The organism is Arcobacter rhizosphaerae (assembly GCF_049472155.1).
Classification (GTDB): domain Bacteria; phylum Campylobacterota; class Campylobacteria; order Campylobacterales; family Arcobacteraceae; genus Arcobacter_B.
This window is the reverse complement of sequence record NZ_JBMOVW010000005.1, coordinates 1-18,420: the sequence shown is the minus strand read 5'-3', so window position 1 is coordinate 18,420 and position 18,420 is coordinate 1. Positions and strand designations below refer to the sequence as shown.

Genomic DNA, 18,420 nt, shown 5'->3' with positions numbered 1-18,420 from the left:
ACCTAATTTTTATACGCCATTTAAAACACAATTTGGATGACGTATGACAATAATATAATTATTAAAGGATTTACTATGGCTATTTATGAAGAGAAGCCTCATAAACTTAGTGAATTAGAAGAAGAGCAGGCACATGAAACCGAAGCCGTAGTTAATGAACTTGAAGGACAAAGAGTCTTTGGTTCAGAACACTATGAGTTTTGGTTAATTTCTGTTATTGCTTTAAGCTGGTCACTATTTCAATTATATATCGTATTAGAACCAATTAATTCTACTATTACTAGATCTGTACACTTATCATTTGCTATTGTATTAGCATTTTTAATCTACCCAATGTTTAGAAAACCTTATTTTCTTAAAAAAATTAGATGGTTTGGATATACATTTGCGGCAGTTGGTTTAGGAACAGCTTCATATATTGCTGTTTTTTATGAAGATTTATCATTAAGACCGGGAGATTATACACTTGTAGATATTTCTATTGCTCTTTTAGCTATTGTAATCTTATTAGAAGCAGGTAGAAGAGTACTTGGTTTTGCTCTTAGTTTAATTGCTATTATATTTTTAGCTTATGATGTTTTAGGTCCTTATATGCCTGAAATGATTATCCATAAAGGTGCTTCATTAAATAAACTTGCTGGACACATGTTCTTAACAACTGAAGGTATTTTTGGTGTTCCTCTTGGAGTATCTGCTGGATTTGTTTTCCTTTTTGTACTTTTTGGTGCTTTATTAGATAAAGCAGGTGCTGGTGAGTACTTTATTAATTTAGCATTTGCTATGCTTGGTAAATATAGAGGTGGTCCTGCAAAAGCTTCTGTTGTTGCATCAGGATTTACTGGTATTATCTCTGGTTCTTCTATTGCTAATACAGTTACTACTGGTACATTTACGATTCCTTTAATGAAGAAGGCTGGATTTAGGCCAGAACAAGCAGGGGCAGTTGAAGTTGCCTCTTCTACAAATGGTCAATTAATGCCTCCTGTTATGGGTGCTGCTGCATTTATTATTGCTGAATTCTTAGGTATGGCATATACAGATGTAATTGTTGCTGCATTTATTCCTGCTTTTGTTTCTTATTTTGCACTATTTTATATTGTTCATTTAGAAGCATTAAAATTAGGTCTTAAAGGTATGGATGATGAGGACTTACCTCCAAAATGGAAAACATTTGCACAAGGTGTTCACTATTTAGTTCCTATATTCTTCTTAATGTATACTCTAATGGTATTAAGAGAAAGTGCTGCAAGTGCTGCGTTTAATGCAATTATGTTATTAATGTTATTAATGGTTGTACAACATCCATTTAGAGCTTTCCTAGCAAAAGAGAAATTAACAAAAGAGATTTGGTTATCTGGATTTGTAGATATTTTAGCAGGTATGATTAGTGGTGCTAAAAATATGGTTCCTATTGCAATTGCTACTGCTTTAGCAGGTATTGTTGTTGGATCTATTACATTAACAGGTCTTGGTCAAGTATTATTAGAAGTAATTGAAACATTATCAGGTGGAAATATCTTTATTATTCTATTCTTAGCAGCATTTGTATCATTAGTATTAGGTATGGGATTACCTACAACTGCTAACTATATCGTAATGGCATCATTAACTGCACCTGTAATTTTAATTCTTGCACAAGATAATGGATTCTTAATTCCAGCCATTGCTGCACACTTATTTGTATTCTACTTTGGTATTTTAGCTGATGATACCCCACCTGTTGGTCTGGCCGCTTATGCTGCTGCTGGTTTAGCAAAAGCAGATCCAATTAAAACAGGTATTCAAGGGTTTAAATATGATATTAGAACAGCGATTTTACCATTTATGTTCTTCTTCAACCCAGAGTTATTATTAATATCAGGTGTTGATGCGATGAACCCAGCAGATCCAAAAGGATGGATTTGGATTACTAATCCAGTTGAAATTTTAGTAATATTTACTACTGCGTTTATTGGTATGGTTGCATTCTCTTGTTTCACACAAGGATATTTTGTAACAAGAACAAATATAATAGAAAGATTTATATTCCTATCAATCGTTCCATTTATGTTCTTACCAAAAATAGTAGAATCATTCTTACATTTACCATCTCATTATATATCTTATGCCATAGGTATAGGTATATTTGCCGTTCTTTACTTTTTACAAAAAGCAAAAAGTAAAGCACAAAAAGTTTCAGTTTACGAATCTGAACTATAAAAAAAGGCAAAGAGTCTAACTCTTTGCCTTTTTTTTATTTTAATAGAAAATATAGTTTTATTTTATAAAAGGTTTTTCTATTATATACCCATAACCTTTATGAGAAATTACAAAATCATCTTCTATAATTTTATCTTTTAATCTTTTCATTACTGTTCTAAAAGCAGAATCGTTAGTTTCAATATCACCCCAAACTTCTTCTTTAAAAGTCTCAACTGAAACAACCTCTCCTAAATTCTTTGTTAACACTACTAAAATATCAGATTCTTTTTTTGAAAGTTTTACAATATTTTCTTGGTTATATAATTTATTGTTAGATAGATTATATGTATATGTTTTATTTAACTCTATTAAGTCACTATTTTTAGAAGTATCTTTTTTGTCTTCTAATACTTCATTTTTAGCTTTTTGAAGCATTTCCATCATATTATCAATATTTAAAGGTTTAACAAAATATCCCAATACCCTTAAATTAATTAATTTTAAAAGATCTTCTTCATTTTTATGGGCACTTACAATTATAAACCTTTGAGAAGGTACAAGTTTTAATATTTCTTCTATCATATCCATACCATTTTTATTAGGCATTTTAAGGTCAGTTAATACTAAATCGAACTCTTTATTAACTTGGATATTTTCTTTTATTATAGAATAGCCTTCTTCTCCATCATTTGCAACTATAACTTCATCAAATATAGTATTTAAATAAAATGCAAGAGTTTTTCTTGCTACATCTTCATCCTCAACCAATAATACTCTTGTTTTATATTCGCTCATTTTCTTCTTCCAACTCTTGTAATGTTATAAATAACTAGCATTATAACAAATTCTTTATTAAGCTCCTAATGTTATAATAAACTCTACGCCATCAGCTTTATTAAAGACTTCTATTTTACCTTTCATGTTTTTCTCTATAATTATCTTTGACATATAAAGACCGATACCTGTTCCTTGATTCTCAAATTTTGTTGTAAAATAAGGTTCAAACATTCTTTCAAGAACATCTTTTTGAACATTTCCACAGTTATTTGAAATTGAGATTTTTATATCATCTTCTTTTTTAATTTCTATATATACCTTAGGATTAAAATTAAGTTCTTTCTTTTTAACAATTGCAGCATCAACTGCATTATTTAATATGTTAACTATTACTTGTTCAAACTCATTTTCATAATTTTCAATCTCAATATCATCACCTACAACTTCAAGTTCAACACTATTTTGTTCAAAAGAAGTAGCAACAATTTTAGAACTTTGTATTATTGAAGTTTTAATATCAAATATTCTTTTATCTTTTGTTGGTTGATAAAAATTCCTAAAATCATCTATTGTTTGGCTCATATAATCAATTTGAAGTTTAGCACTAGCAACAGATTCATTTAAATCTTCTTTTGTAAAGTTTTTAAAATTATCTCTGATAAAATGTAACAATAAATTTATATTATTTAAAGGTTGTCTCCATTGATGTGCTATATTTCCAAGCATTTCACCCATTGAGGCCATTTTATTTTGTTGAATTAACATTCTATCTTTCTCTATATTTTTTTCTACTTCTTCTTTCACTCTTACTTTAAGATCTTCTTCATTCATTTTTATTTTAGTAATATCGTTTAAGTAACCATATAAAGAGGTAACCTGTCCATAATCATTTTTAACTAAAATAGTTCTATTATAAACCCATTTTATATTTTTTTGTTTATCAATTACTCGGTGTATACTAGTGAAAGATTTCTCATCATTACTTATAGCTTTAATAATTCTATTTTTTAATTTTAAAATATCTTTTTCATAAACAAAATTAAAAAATGCTTCATCACTTTCTATAAATTCTAAAGGACTATACCCATAAGTTTCAATACTTTTAGATACAAATTTTACAGTTAAGTCTTCATTGTTTTGCCATCTAAAAATTACAATTCGCCCAAATTCAGTTAAAAGCTCTACATCTCTTAATTCTTTAGTTAAATTCATCCTATCATCAATATCCATAGACATCATAAGCATTCTGCTTTCATTTTCATCAATAAAAGCCTTTCCTCTAACTAAAATCCACTTATAATCCCCTAGTTTATCTTTTAGTCTATATTCACAAATAAAATGCTCTGTTTTTCCCTCAACATGTTGGCTAAACTTTTTTAGAACTTCTGGTTTATCTTCTTCATGAACTAAAGTAAGCCACTCTTTAAAGTTTTGTATTTCATCTCTTTTATAGCCAAACATATCAAGCCATTTATTAGAAAAGAAAATTTTATTAGTCTTTAAATTTATATCCCATAGTCCATCATTTGAAGCTATAATTGCTAATTCATATCTATCTTTCCATTTTGAAAGTAATAAATTTTTTCTCTCTAATCTTTTGTTATATCTATTAAAAATACTATTAATAAACCTACCAAAAATATTTGCAGTTGTAATAAGTAAGATTGCAATAAATAAAATTAGAAAAATTCCTATAAGCATTTTATTTTCTTGATCTAGTTTTATTTTTCTTTTTTTACTTTCAAAATGATTATTTTTAACAATAACTTTATAGTTGTATTTAGGGAAAGTATAAATATAAGCATTGTTATCTAATAAATCAAATCGACTTATATCTTTTACTAAAATTTTTTTATTTTTACCATTATAATTATAAACAACTTTTTCATTTATATCATAAAAAACAAAATGTGCTTTTTCTTCTAATTTACTTGAGTTAGATATAGAGTTTAAAATTGCTTGTTTTGTTAAGGCTTTTAAATCATCTACTTTAGAGAATACTCCTAGCATTAAACCATTTGGATTAATAAAGTTAAAATAAGATAATCTAACTTCTCTTTTCTGATTATCTATCCAATATGTCATATTATCATTACTATTATATTGAATATTTTTAAGCATAAAATGATTAAACTTTTCAGATACTATTTTGGAATTTGTTTGTTTACGTAGGTACTCCAAAATATTATGACCGTGTAATACTTTATATTTAATTGCATCAAAAAGTATAAACTCTACATTTTGTGTTTGTTCTAAATTATACATATAATTTTCAAGAATTTGATAATCAATCGCTTTATTACTTAATAAAAAAGACCTTGTATAACCTTTTAATTCATAAACATATTTTATAAGATTATTTTCTTGTGAGTCAATTTTTTCACTTCTTTTTATATTGATTAAACTTATATAATCACTTAAAATGTTTTGATTATAAAAATTTTCACTCTGCACTAAAAGTTTTATTTTATTTACTTCTTGATGTTTATAAAATAAATAAACTACAAAAGAAGAAAAGATTGCTAAAATTATTACAAAAATTAAAGGAGTATATACAATTTGATTTTTTATATCAGATAAGGTGTAAAACTTTTTCTTTCTAAAAACCATTTTTACTCCTATTTTAATACTTAATTTTTGCCAGATAAAGACCATTTGCCAAAGCAGGAACTTTATATAAATGCTTTTTTAAACTTAGCTGTTCAACTAAATCTTTTTTACTTAGTTTACCTCTTGATATTTGAAGCAAAAATCCAACCATTAATCTGATTTGTGAGCGTAAATAAGAATTTGCTTCAAACCTAAAAACATAAACATCTTTATATTTATAAAAAGATGCGTTGAAAACTTCTCTTACAGTAATATCTTTATCACTTCCCATTTTATGAAAATATTTAAAATCATGTATACCTATAAACTCTTTTATTGCGTCATTTATAAGTTGTTCATTTATTTTAGGCTCATAAGTTATATACTTACTATTAAATGGATTTGTAGGTTTCGTACTTACTAAGTATCGATAAACTCTTTTTTTTGCATGAAACCTAGCATGAAAATCATTATTTACTTTTGAAATATGATTTATTTTTATTGAATTTGGTAATTGATGATTTAAAACTTCTTTTAGTTTTTCAAGATTTTCCCAAAAAGAAGGAACTTGACAATTGAAAACCTGACCTGTTGCATGAACTTCTTTATCAGTACGTCCACTTAAAATAATCTTCGTATCAATATTTATTCTTTTAAATACTTTTAAAAGTTCATCTTCAATAGTTCCACCCTCAGGCTGTTTTTGAGAACCTTTATATATTGAACCATCATAAGAAATATTAAATTTTAAATTCATAAACTAATACTCTTTTTTTACTGTTTTACTATAAATATAATATGTCCCTACTAACCAAATTAAAGGAAGAATATATAAACTGTGAAGCTCTAACTCCTTACCTAAAGGCTTAGCTATTACATAATAAATCACAACAGCAATTAAAGAGTACATTACAGCTTTATTTTTTTCATATCTTGGATTAAAATATCCAAAAGCTATTACTAAAAACAATGAAATAGTAGGAAAAATAGATGTTAAAATAAAAAAAGTAAAGTCATCAATATCTTCACCTTTTTTTATTTTCACTTTCCAGTAATCATAAGTTGTTGTAAATTGCCCCATTCTGCTGTTTGCTATAGAATCATTAATTAACATTGATTCAAAATTAACTTGATTTATTTCTTTTTCATCAATAAAAAATGCTTTTCCATTATCTAATTTAAAAGATAAATCTCCTTTATCATTTTTAAGTACTGCTGATTGACTTATGATAAATTGATCTTTTTCATTTTGTGTTTTAAATAGCTTTATTTGTTCATAAGTTTTATCATCTTTATTTTGAATATAAATTAACCAATCACCAAACTTTTGACCAAATTCACTTGCTTTAATATTAAAATTAGCCTCTTTCTTTTTCACATCTAAAAACTGTTTTGTTAGAAATTTAGTTTTAGGTATAAGACCTATAGAAACAACTATTAAACTAATTGATAATAGTATTGTTAAAGGAGCAAAAACTCTCATTACTTTTAAAGGATTCAATCCAAAAGATGTAATAACAGTAAGCTCATATTCACTTGCTAATTTAGATAAAGTAATTACAAGTGAAATAAAAAAAGATATTGGCACTGTATAAAATACAATTTGTGGAACAACATAAGTGTATAAAGTAAATAACTCAAAAAAGTTTATTGTAATTATTGATGTCAATGAGGCGATTTTTACTAAAAATACAACAGATGTAATAAAATAAAGTCCAAAAAATATTGGGAAAAAAGTAATTGCTAACTGAGAATATAAATATTGTTTTAATTTCAAATATTAACCTTTAAAAAATCTTCTAATACAAAAAAGTACTCAACATAAAAACCTAAAACTAAATAAGGAATAAATGGTGTTTGAATATCTTTTTTTATAAAACTTGAATAAATTGCTGGTATTATAGCAAAAATTGAAGCTAAAAACACTGCAATTATTGCAGCTTTTACTCCAATAATAACTGCTATCATGGCTAAAATTGGGATATCCCCCTCACCTAAGGCTTCTTGGGTTTTCAAACTTTCATCTTTTAAAATTCTTGATTTAATATTTTGAACATAAAAAGTTAACACAAAATTTAATAAAACAAAAGCACCTGCAAAAATAAATGCACTTTTAAAAGCTTCTAATATAGGTTGTTTTGTGACAAAAAATGATAGTACTAATACTAAAAGTAAAAGATAATCAGGTACAGCTTTATATTTAAAATCAATAAACGATAAAGTAATAAGAACATAAGAAAGAAGTATAAAAATGTAAAACTCATAAGAAAGAGAAAATTTCACAAAAAAAGCCAAAGTAAGACAAGCACTTAATAACTCAACTATAAAATAAGAAAAAGGAATTTTTTCTTTACAAAAGGCACACTTTGCTTTTAAAAAAATATAAGATAGTAAAGGAATATTATAATACCAAGAAATAGTTTTTTTACAAGAAGGACAAAAACTTCTTGGGCTTACAACTGATATATTTTTTGGAAGTCTTGAAATAAGAACATTTAAAAATGAACCTATAACCGCTCCAAAAATAAAACTAAATAGCTCCAAATCTTCTCTCACGAGAGTTAAAATCACTTATAATATCATCTAACTCATGTTTTGTAAAATCTGGCCAATAAGTTTGAGTAAAGAACATTTCAGCATAAGCATTTTGCCATAATAAATAGTTTGAAAGCCGAACTTCTCCACTTGTTCTAATCATTATATCAACATCAGGAATACCTGCTGTATCTAAGCATGATTCAAGATTTTCTTCTGTTACATCTAAAGCTTTTTCATTTAATTTTTTAATAGCTCTTATAATTTCATCTTTTGAACCATAATTTAAAGCAAGTACTTGTGTTAAACCTGTAGATTTAGAAGTTTTTTCTTCAGTTGTTTTTATTGTTTCTTGAAGTTTTTTAGAAAATTTACTCAAATCTCCAATTGCTTTAAATCTAACATTATTTTTTAAATAAACTTCTAACTCATTTTTTAAATATTTATCTAAAAGCTTCATTAAAAACTCTACTTCAAGTTTAGGACGTTTCCAATTTTCAGTTGAAAAGGCATATAAAGTAAGAAATTTTACTCCAATATTATTACAATATTTTGTAATACTTCTTACAACTTTAGCACCTTCTTCATGACCTGCTGTTCTTTTAAGACCTTTACTTTTTGCCCATCTACCATTACCATCCATTATTATGGCAATATGAGTTGGAATCTTTAGTTCATTAGTCATTTTCTATAAACTCATTTTGTAATTTATCTAAAATTCCCATTGATATTGCTAATTTTTCGCCTCTAAATGAAAATGATGTATCTTTTAAAATAAGTTCAATATCATTTGTATCTGAACCAAAATTGTTCTCTTCATTTAAAATATTTAAACAAACTGCATCAAGATTTTTGTTTTCTAACATTGAAGAAGCAGAATTTAAAGCTGTTGTCTCATCCATTTCAGCTTTAAATCCTACACTTATCATTTCACTTTTATCAAGAGAACTTAAAATATCAATATTCTTTTTAAGCTCTAAGTTCCAAGACTCTCCAATCATTTCTTTTTTCATTTTTCCCTCTTGTGGGAACTTAGGAACATAATCACTAACTGCTGCTACCATAAATAAAAATGGAGTTTTTTGAATAAGTTCTGGTCTTGAATCATCCATTAAAGTAGTTTTTGTTAGAACGCCTTTTTTAGCAACTCTTACTGAATCAACTAAGTATTCATACATTTCTTGTGAACTTTGTACAGGTATCAGATGAATATCACTTGGCAAGTTTTCATGACCTCTTGAACTAACTAAACAAACCTCTGCACCTTTTAAGTAAAGTGCCATTGCTAAAGAAGAAGCCATTTTTCCAGAAGAGAAATTTGATAAGTATCTTACATCATCAATTTTTTCAAGTGTTCCACCCCCACTTAATACAACTTTTCTATTTATCCAGTATTCATCTTGTAATAATTGTCTTGCTGTTGCATAAAAAATAGCCTCAGGATCAGCCATAGCACCATCACCTACATCTTTACAAACAAGCTCTTTTGTTTGAGTTTGAATAATTTCAAAATTACAAAGTTTAAGCATTTTCATACTAGCTTGAGTTATAGGATTTCTTAGCATATTTGTATTAGCAGCAGGAGCTAAAAGCTTCATTCTTGGATATGCAAGAGCTACTTGAGTTAATAAATTATCTGCTATTCCATTTGATAGTTTATTAATTGTATTTGCACTACAAGGAGCTATTACAAAAATATCAGACCATTTACCAATATCAATATGATTATAATCTTGACTTTTATCCCAATTTTCATTTTGCTCATCTAAAACTTTACTTTGAGAAATAGCTTCAAAAGTTATAGGTGAAATAAATTTTTTGGCACTCTCAGTCATAATTACTCTTACTTTTGCACCTGCTTTTATATACAATCTTATTAAATCTAAGGCTTTATAAATTGCAATAGAACCAGTAACTGCAACTAATATTTTTTTGTCTTTTAGTAACATTTATCTTCTTTTATTTCTTTTTTTCAAAATGTTTATAAAAGTAACCTTCAACTGCTCTTTTTTTAGCTCTTGTAGTATAAAGTTGGCCACTTTTTACATCTTGTGTAACTGTTGAACCTGCACCGATTATTGTATCATCTTCAAGTGTTACAGGTGCAACTAACTGTGTATCTGAACCTACAAATACATTTTTACCTATAATAGTCTTATATTTATTAATTCCATCATAATTACAAGTAATTGTACCACAACCTATATTTGTTCCCTCATCAATTTCACAATCTCCAAGGTATGTTAGATGTCCTGCTTTAACACCATTTAATTTTGCTTTTTTAGTCTCAACAAAGTTACCAATATGAGTAGAATTTAGTTCACTTCCTGGTCTAATTCTTGCCATTGGCCCAGCATCACTATCAATTAAAATTGAATCCTCTATTACTGTATTTGTTTTAATATGAGAATTTACAATTTTTGTATTTCCTAAAAGTGTTACTCCATTTTCTAAAATAGACTCACCCTCTATTTGAACACCCTCTTCTATATAAATAGTATCAGGTAATCTCATAATAACACCAGCTTTTAAAAACTCTTTTTTTATTCTATTTTGATGAATAACTTCTGCATCAGCTAGTTCAACCTTTGAATTAACTCCTTTGAAGTTTTCTTCATTTACTGCTAAAGGCTTTAATGTTTTACCTTCATTTATTGCCATTTCAATTAAATCTGTAATATAGTACTCTTTTTGAGCATTCTCATTTGAAAGTTTTGGAAGATTATCTAATAAAAATTTAGTCTCAAACTGATAAATCCCTGCATTTGCAGTTGTAACTGCTAATTCTTCTAAAGATGCATCTTTTTGTTCAACTATTTTTTTAACATTTCCATTTTCAACAATAACTCTTCCATATCCATCAGCACTATCAAGCTCTAATACAGACATTACAATAGTTGCATCAATATCAAATTTTTTAAGTTCATCTGCTTGAATTAATGGCATATCTCCATTTAAAACCAATGTTTGTTCATATTTAGGAGTTATTCCCATAACAGCCCCACCAGTACCTGGATAATTTTTATGATCTTGAATTACATAATTAATATTTTCAAAATATTTTTCCATCTCACTTTGAACTCTTTGAGCTTGATGGTATAAAACAACAGTTATATCATCACTTAATTTTAAAGCTTCTTTTATTGAATAATACAACATTGGTTTTCCAGAAATTTCATGTAAAACCTTAGGCTTTTGAGATTTCATTCTTGTACCAGCACCAGCAGCTAAAATAATGATTGACTTATTGTTCATATAAATTATCCTTTTAAAACTTCATTTACTTCTTTAATTAAATTTTCTGCAACTTCTCTTAATGATTGTCGCATTTTATCATCACTAATATTACTTTTTAATAATTTGAGAAGATTTTTTTCTTTATCTTTAAAAAACTGTGCCACTTTTTTACTCTTTGGGTTTTTATTATACATTAAAACTCCAGAAGCAATTAGTGCTACAACTAACTTTACATGACCAAAAATTGCTGCATAGTTTAAAAGTGTAAAACCTGCATTATCAGGTTCATTCATATTAGCCCCTGCTGCAATTAACCATCTAGCTATTTTATAGTTTCCACTCCATTGAGTATGATGTAAAGCTGTTCTTCCTTGTTTATCTTTTATATCTAAATTTGCTTTTTTAGTTAATAGTTTTTCAACAAGTTCTAAATCATCTGCAATTACTGCTTTATGAAAAACAGTTCTTCCATCTTTATCTTGAACTTCAACATTTACTCTAAATTTTAAGAAAAATACTAATCTTTCAAAAAAACGTTCTCTTGCTTCTTTTATTTTAATTTTTGAACCTGCTTCAACCATAATTGATAAAGGAGTATTTCCATCTTTATCTTTTATATTTGGATTAATCCCATAGTTTAGTAAAGTTTTTATTAATTCAAAATGATTATATTTTACTACATCAAATAAAACATTTTGCCCATCACTTCTTACTGCATCTAATTTGGGCTTTAAAGGTAACAGCTTCTTTAATAAAATCAAATAACCCTTTGGTTCGGCTTCATCATTTTGTAATAAGTTTTCTGTTTTATAAACCTTCTCTATTAAATAATCAAAAGCTGTTTTCTCATTTTCATCTTTGATATTAATATCAATACCCTTTTCAACCAAAAAGTTAATCATTTTAAAGTTTGGATAGCCTTTTATTATTTCTCTAAATAATACTGTTTGACCTTTTTCATCTTTAGTATTTATATTAGCACCACTATTCAATAAGAACTCAATATTTTCATAGTTTTGTTTTTCAATCTCTTTTGAAAGTGTAGTATTACCTTCATCATCAAATCTATCTACTAAAAGTCCATTTTTAATTAGAAAAGAAGCAATATCCAAATAGTTTTTTTCAGGCTTAACAACTACATATTTTCCTTCTAGGTCTTGTGATTTTAATTTTTGTAACTCTAAAATATATAAAATCTCATCTAGTATAGTTCTATTATTTTTATCAAAAGTATTTAGATCTATGCCTTTTTTAATTAAAAGTGTAAGCAAATCAATATTTTCTTCACCCTGCAAAATTGCGTTGAAAAGTACAGTTTGTCCATTTATATCTTTTTTATTAATATCTATCCCATTTAAAATAAGTGTTTTTGCTATGTCAGAGTCTTCTTTTAAAACAGCAGGATATAAAACTGTTTGTTCATTCTCATCTAAAAGATTGATATCATCAATATTATGTATTACTTCTTTTACAATATCTATATTTCCACCTTCTACAGCATCATATAAAACTGTTTTATTGTAATTATCTTTTAAATTGTATTCAGGATTATAGTTCATTAGAACTCTAAAAGTTTTATAGTCCCCTTCTAGTGCAACATCTTGAAGAATAGTTCTATTTGAAGAATTTTTAGTATTTACAGAACATCCATTATCAAGTAAAAATCTTATCATCATTCCATCAGCTCTTGATACAGCTTCTGCTAAAACAGTCTTACCATACTCATCTTCAATGGAAACATCAATATTATTTTCTAAAAGTATTTTAATAGCATCAATTTTTCTTTTTGCTACAAGAGAAAAAAGGATTGTTCGTCCTTTTTCATCAACTTGATTCAAATCTATACCATTATCTATTAGCTTTTGAACTTTGCTAGTATCTATATTGCTTTTTAGTAGCTCTTTTTGAAAAGTATCATAATCACTACCTTTAAACAATTTTATCATGGCATATATTCCTTTTAGTTTTTGTATATCTTTATAATTTACATATTTTATCTAATTGTGTTGTTTTTTCTACTTAAAAGTATCTCTATTCCTTCGTCTTCCATATACTCTTTTTTTATTATTTTTGTTATTAAATGTTTTATTCTGAGTCTTTTTAAAGTTATTATTTACATCTTGAACTAAATTAGACTTTAAAGTTTGTTCAATAAATGAATTAAAAGAGTTTCTTAAAATATAAGCTTTATCATGATCAGGAAAAATCTCTGGCATCTTATAAGAAAGCCATAAATATAGAGATATTTTTTTTACTTCATCTTCAACTAAAAGTAAATCCCTTTGAGTAATTGCATTTTTTTTAGGAAGAGTGATTGAAGGTCTATATCTACAAACTTTTTTTCTAATAACAGCTGCGATATATGCTTGATAAGCTTGTAAAATAATTGGAGATTTAGTCGTAATTGGAGCTTGTGCTAATAAATATTTATCTTCAAGCTTTAAATTATGCCTTGAATCTACAATTTTTGAAGCTTCTAGCATTGAGGAAATATTTGAAGCAATAAAAGGACCACTAAAAGACATATTTTTCGCAAAATATATTAAAGTTTTTGTTAAAGATTTTGTTTTAATATGACTGGCTAAACCTTCTAATTGTGCCGCATTTATTTTTACTTTAAAAGGAGGTTTAATTGTTTTTATAGGCTTTTTATATTCATTTTGAATATGTTTTAAAACATCTCTTCTAGTTGCACCTAAAAGTCCAGCTTCAAAATGTCCGTATCTTCCTGCACGTCCTGCAATTTGAACTATTTCATTTACTGTTAGTTTTCTTCTACTTACACCATCAAACTTTGTATCTGTTGTAAATAAAATAGTATGAATTGGAAGATTTAATCCCATTGCTATTGCATCTGTCGCAATTAAAATATCACTTTGATTTTCTCTAAAGCGTCTTGCTTCATCACGTCTTACCTCAGGAGATAGATTTCCATAAATTACTGAAACCCTGTATTTTTTTTGTAACTTTTGCTTTAATTTTAAAACATCTGCTCTTGAAAATGCAATAAGTGCAGTACCACTACTTAAATTATCTAAAGATGTATGTCTTTGCATAACATCCAAAGGTGTTTTTCTTTTATGTTTTACAACTTTAAGTTCTTCACCTAAATAAGAAGCTATTTTTTTAACTGCTTCTAAAGCATTTACACTTCCTGTCATAATAACTTTTTTAGAAGGAACTCCAATAATAGCATTAACCCATGCCCAACCTCTATCTGTATCATCAAGCATTTGGACTTCATCAATTATTGCTACATCAACATCCAAATCAAAATCAAGCATTTCTATTGTTGAGCAAACATGAGCAGCTTCTTCATTGAAGATTTGCTCTTCTCCTGTGACTAAACTTGCATCTATATTAGAAGCTTTTAAATCTTCATAACCTTCTAATGCTAAAAGCCTTAATGGTGCTAAATATAATCCTGAATTTGCTTGCTTTAATTCTTTCATAGCATTGTAAGTTTTTCCTGAGTTTGTAGGTCCTACGTAAAACTCTAATTTTCTGTTTAAACTCCGTGCTAAAGGGTAAAGCTCTTTTAAATCACAATTTAATAATGTGTGTAGTTGTTCTTGCCAATTTTCTTTCATGGGCGTATTATAGTAAATACTATATAATATCGTATTAAATAAAAGAGGATAATTGATGAATTGTGAATATTTTGGCAAATGTGGTTCATGTACACTGTATGACAAAACTTATGAAGAACAACTAGAAATAAAAATAAAAAGAGAAAAACAAAGATTTTCAAATTTTACAACTCAAGAGTTTGATATCATTAAAAGTGATGAAGAAAACTTTAGATATAGAGCAGAATTTAGAATTTGGAAAGACTTTGATAAAAATGATAAACCTACTTTATCTTATGCTATGACTAGTTTTGACAAAACTGCTTTACAAATAGATTCATGTCAAATCGTAAGTCTACAGATAAAAGAGCTTATGCCAAAACTTTTAAACGATATATCATCAAATGAAACAATGTCTTTTAAAATATATGCTATTGAATTCTTAGGTTCAACACTTAAAGATATGCTTGTAACTATTATTTATCATAGAAAATTAGATGAAGCTTGGAATGAAAAAGCAAAAGAATTAGAAAATAAATACAACATTAAAATTATGGGAAGAAGTAGAAAGCAAAAAGTCGTATTAAGTGCTGATTATATAAATGAAACACTACACATTAACAATCAAAATTTTCACTTTCAATATAAAGAAGGTGGTTTTACTCAACCCAATACAAAAGTAAATATAAAAATGATCGAATGGGTTCTTAATAATATTGAATCACAAGAAAAAGATTTATGTGAACTATACTGTGGTGGGGGAAACTTTACAATCCCATTAGCCACAAAATTTAGAAATGTTTTAGCCACTGAAATTTCAAAAACCTCAATAAATTCAGCTTTAAAAAATTGTGAATTAAACAATACTTCTAACATCAAATTTATTAGAATGAGTGCTGAAGAATTCGTAGAAGCACTTGAAGAAAAAAGAGAATTTACAAGACTTAAAGATGTAAACCTAAAAGAGTATGAATTTAGTACTATTTTTGTTGATCCACCAAGAGCTGGATTAGATGATTTAACAAGAGAACTTGTTACAAACTATAATCAAATAATTTATATTTCATGTAACCCTGAAACCCTTCATAGGGATTTAGAGGTTTTAAGTAAAACACATAAAATAGAAAAATTTGCACTATTTGATCAGTTTGCATACACTAAACATATCGAATCTGGCGTTATTTTAAACAAAATTTAAACTTAGCTTAGATATTATTTATCATAATGTAATGTATACTAAAAAAGGTATAAAATGAGAATTAATACAAACATAGCTTCACTACAAGCAAGAGAAGCTAATACAAATACAAATAAAACTTTAACAAACTCTTTAGAGAAATTAAGTTCAGGACTTAGAATCAATAAAGCAAGTGATGATGCTTCTGGTTTAGCTATTGCTGATAAATTGAGAACTCAAGCTAGTTCTCTTGGCCAGTCAATTTCAAATGGTAATTCTGCTATTGCTTTAACACAAATCGCTGATAAAGCTATGGCTGAACAATCTAATATTTTAGATATTGTTAAAACTAAACTTATCCAAGCAGCTACTGATACTACATCATCAGAAGGTAGATCAGCAATTGGTAAAGATATTGATAAGCTATTAACACAATTAAATAATATCGCAAGCCAAACAAATTATAATGGTACATCATTACTTCAAGGTACAGCTGGAGATTCAGCAGTTAAGCTTACATTCCAAATGGGTGAAACTAGTACTGATACTATTTCAACTACATCAGGAGTAAGAGCAACTGTTTCAGGACTTGCTTTAAGTGGATTAAAATCTGGAGCAAATGCAGGTACTTCTGCTGGTGGATTTGATGCAGCAGGAGCTAGAGGATTCTTAGCGACAGTTGATAATGCATTAAATACTTTAAATGCTTGGAGAGCAGACTTCGGTTCTACTCAAAACCAATTAGAATCAGCTGTTAGAAACCAAATGACTCAGCAAACTAATATTAAAGCTGCTGAATCTGTTATTAGAGATGTTGATTATGCTGCTGAAAGTGCTAATTTCAACAAACAAAATATTATTTCTCAAGCTGGTACTTATGCTATGAGTCAAGCTAATAACGTACAACAAAATGTTATGAGACTACTACAGTAGTTTCATAATAAAAAATATATTTCAAAACTTCAACACATTTAGTCAAGGATTATTATGGAAAACTCTTCAATTCCAAGTGATATTTTAAAAATTCAAAAAAAACTAGCAACTTTTGAAAAAGGTTCTAGAAATCATAAAAAATATTTAAAAATACTTGCTAAACATGTAAAAAAACACAATATGAAAAGAAGAGTAACTAGCAATATCAAAACTATTGAAGCTGTTCAAAAACTAAGTAAAAATCAAGAAATAAATAATAAATAAGCAAAAAACTTTTTATAAAAATAAAATATACCTCTAAATATTTTTAATTTAATCTAACTTTAAGAATTGGTGTGCAATAATTAGATTATATAAAATTTAGGGAACAATTGTTTCCGAAGAGGTAAACCTCTATGCTCATTTAGGTGAGAATGTTTTAGGCTCCCGTGTCAGGGTAAATCTTTTTATCTCAAAAAAGGATTTATTATGAGAATTAATACAAATATTGCTTCTATGCAAGCACAAGAATCTGCAACAAATACAAATTATAGTTTAAAAAATTCATTAGAAAAACTTTCTTCTGGTTTAAGAATCAATAAAGCAAGTGATGATGCTTCAGGACTTGCTATTGCTGATAAACTTAGAACTCAAGCTAGTTCAATTGGTCAATCAATTTCAAATGGTAACTCTGCTGTTGCTTTAACACAAATTGCTGATAAAGCTATGGCTGAACAGTCTAATATTTTAGATATTGTTAAAACTAAACTTATCCAAGCTGGTACTGATACTACGTCAGAAGAAGGTAGAACTGCTATTGGTAAAGATATAAATAAATTATTAGATCAATTAAATAATATTGCAAAACAAACAAATTATAATGGTACTAATTTACTTCAAGCATCTGATGGAACTAGTGCAACTGCCTTAACGTTCCAAATGGGTGAAACTAGTACTGATACTATTGCTACTACTGCTGGTGTTAAAGCAAATGTTTCAGGTTTAGGTTTAGAAGCAATTAAATCAGGTGCCGCTTCTGGTGGTGCAGCAGCTACATTTAGTGCTGGTGCAGCTAGAGGATATATGGCAACTATAGATACAGCTTTAAATACTCTAAATGGATGGAGAGCGGACTTCGGTTCTACTCAAAACCAATTAGAATCAGCTATTAGAAACCAAATGACTCAGCAAACTAATATTAAAGCTGCTGAATCTGTTATTAGAGATGTTGATTATGCTGCTGAAAGTGCTAATTTCAACAAACAAAATATTATTGCGCAAGCTGGTACTTATGCTATGAGTCAAGCTAATGCTGTTCAACAAAATGTTACAAGATTATTACAATAATAATCAGTAATGCTTTGTATTAATATATAGGATTTGAAACAAATAATTTAGGGATCAATGGATTCCGAAGAAGTCTTTGCTTCTATGCTTGGTAAT

General features: G+C 27.5%; 15 protein-coding genes. 5 read left to right on the top strand and 10 right to left on the bottom strand.

All coding sequences use genetic code 11. From position 1 onward, the window contains the following. The first annotated feature begins 75 nt into the window (after positions 1–75). Positions 76–2,199, top strand: a complete 2,124-nt coding sequence (locus ACH5BH_RS09055; RefSeq protein ID WP_404308143.1) for a TRAP transporter permease — start codon at positions 76–78, stop codon at positions 2,197–2,199. A gap of 57 nt (positions 2,200–2,256) precedes the next feature. On the opposite strand, the gene ACH5BH_RS09050 is transcribed toward ACH5BH_RS09055, so the two are convergent. The 10 genes from ACH5BH_RS09050 to ACH5BH_RS09005 all read right to left on the bottom strand — a co-directional run bounded on the left by ACH5BH_RS09050 (position 2,257) and on the right by ACH5BH_RS09005 (position 14,909). Beyond that, on the bottom strand, positions 2,257–2,976 hold the full coding sequence (locus tag ACH5BH_RS09050; RefSeq protein WP_404308145.1) for a response regulator transcription factor: 720 nt from the start codon (positions 2,974–2,976) through the stop codon (positions 2,257–2,259). Between the two features lie 57 nt (positions 2,977–3,033). Next, the gene (locus ACH5BH_RS09045; RefSeq protein WP_423298117.1) at positions 3,034–5,568 is read right to left on the bottom strand and encodes a sensor histidine kinase; all 2,535 of its coding nucleotides are present in this window, start codon (positions 5,566–5,568) and stop codon (positions 3,034–3,036) included. A gap of 13 nt (positions 5,569–5,581) precedes the next feature. Continuing rightward, on the bottom strand, positions 5,582–6,304 hold the full coding sequence (gene truA, locus ACH5BH_RS09040) for a tRNA pseudouridine(38-40) synthase TruA (protein ID WP_423298116.1): 723 nt from the start codon (positions 6,302–6,304) through the stop codon (positions 5,582–5,584). A 3-nt stretch (positions 6,305–6,307) separates the two neighbouring features. Next, positions 6,308–7,324 carry an LptF/LptG family permease gene (locus tag ACH5BH_RS09035; protein ID WP_423298115.1) on the bottom strand — a complete coding sequence of 339 codons (1,017 nt, stop codon included), beginning with the start codon at positions 7,322–7,324 and terminating at the stop codon, positions 6,308–6,310. Next, positions 7,321–8,103, bottom strand: coding sequence for a prepilin peptidase (locus ACH5BH_RS09030; RefSeq protein ID WP_423298114.1), 783 nt, complete (start codon positions 8,101–8,103; stop codon positions 7,321–7,323). Before ACH5BH_RS09030 ends, ACH5BH_RS09035 begins: the two co-directional genes overlap by 4 nt. Further along, on the bottom strand, positions 8,078–8,767 hold the full coding sequence (locus ACH5BH_RS09025; protein ID WP_423298113.1) for a di-trans,poly-cis-decaprenylcistransferase: 690 nt from the start codon (positions 8,765–8,767) through the stop codon (positions 8,078–8,080). Before ACH5BH_RS09025 ends, ACH5BH_RS09030 begins: the two co-directional genes overlap by 26 nt. Then, positions 8,760–10,031 carry a bifunctional phosphopantothenoylcysteine decarboxylase/phosphopantothenate--cysteine ligase CoaBC gene (gene coaBC / locus ACH5BH_RS09020; RefSeq protein ID WP_423298112.1) on the bottom strand — a complete coding sequence of 424 codons (1,272 nt, stop codon included), beginning with the start codon at positions 10,029–10,031 and terminating at the stop codon, positions 8,760–8,762. Before coaBC ends, ACH5BH_RS09025 begins: the two co-directional genes overlap by 8 nt. Before the next feature lie 10 nt (positions 10,032–10,041). Further along, positions 10,042–11,337 (bottom strand): bifunctional UDP-N-acetylglucosamine diphosphorylase/glucosamine-1-phosphate N-acetyltransferase GlmU, encoded by a 1,296-nt coding sequence (glmU, locus tag ACH5BH_RS09015; RefSeq protein ID WP_423298111.1) that lies wholly within the window; start codon positions 11,335–11,337, stop codon positions 10,042–10,044. 5 nt (positions 11,338–11,342) lie between these two features. After that, positions 11,343–13,265: an ankyrin repeat domain-containing protein gene (locus ACH5BH_RS09010; protein ID WP_423298110.1), complete on the bottom strand. Its 1,923-nt coding sequence runs from the start codon at positions 13,263–13,265 to the stop codon at positions 11,343–11,345. A gap of 69 nt (positions 13,266–13,334) precedes the next feature. Continuing rightward, positions 13,335–14,909: a helicase-related protein gene (locus ACH5BH_RS09005; RefSeq protein ID WP_423298109.1), complete on the bottom strand. Its 1,575-nt coding sequence runs from the start codon at positions 14,907–14,909 to the stop codon at positions 13,335–13,337. A 55-nt stretch (positions 14,910–14,964) separates the two neighbouring features. Here ACH5BH_RS09005 and trmA point away from each other — a divergent pair, with 55 nt between their 5' ends. The 4 genes from trmA to ACH5BH_RS08985 all read left to right on the top strand — a co-directional run bounded on the left by trmA (position 14,965) and on the right by ACH5BH_RS08985 (position 18,324). Then, positions 14,965–16,086 (top strand): tRNA (uridine(54)-C5)-methyltransferase TrmA, encoded by a 1,122-nt coding sequence (gene trmA, locus ACH5BH_RS09000; RefSeq protein WP_423298108.1) that lies wholly within the window; start codon positions 14,965–14,967, stop codon positions 16,084–16,086. A gap of 54 nt (positions 16,087–16,140) precedes the next feature. Further along, complete coding sequence (locus ACH5BH_RS08995) at positions 16,141–16,998, top strand: flagellin N-terminal helical domain-containing protein (RefSeq protein ID WP_404308166.1); 858 nt, start codon at positions 16,141–16,143, stop codon at positions 16,996–16,998. Between the two features lie 54 nt (positions 16,999–17,052). After that, complete coding sequence (locus ACH5BH_RS08990; protein ID WP_404308168.1) at positions 17,053–17,262, top strand: hypothetical protein; 210 nt, start codon at positions 17,053–17,055, stop codon at positions 17,260–17,262. Between the two features lie 204 nt (positions 17,263–17,466). Next, positions 17,467–18,324, top strand: coding sequence for a flagellin (locus ACH5BH_RS08985; RefSeq protein ID WP_423298107.1), 858 nt, complete (start codon positions 17,467–17,469; stop codon positions 18,322–18,324). The last annotated feature ends 96 nt before the right edge of the window (positions 18,325–18,420 follow it).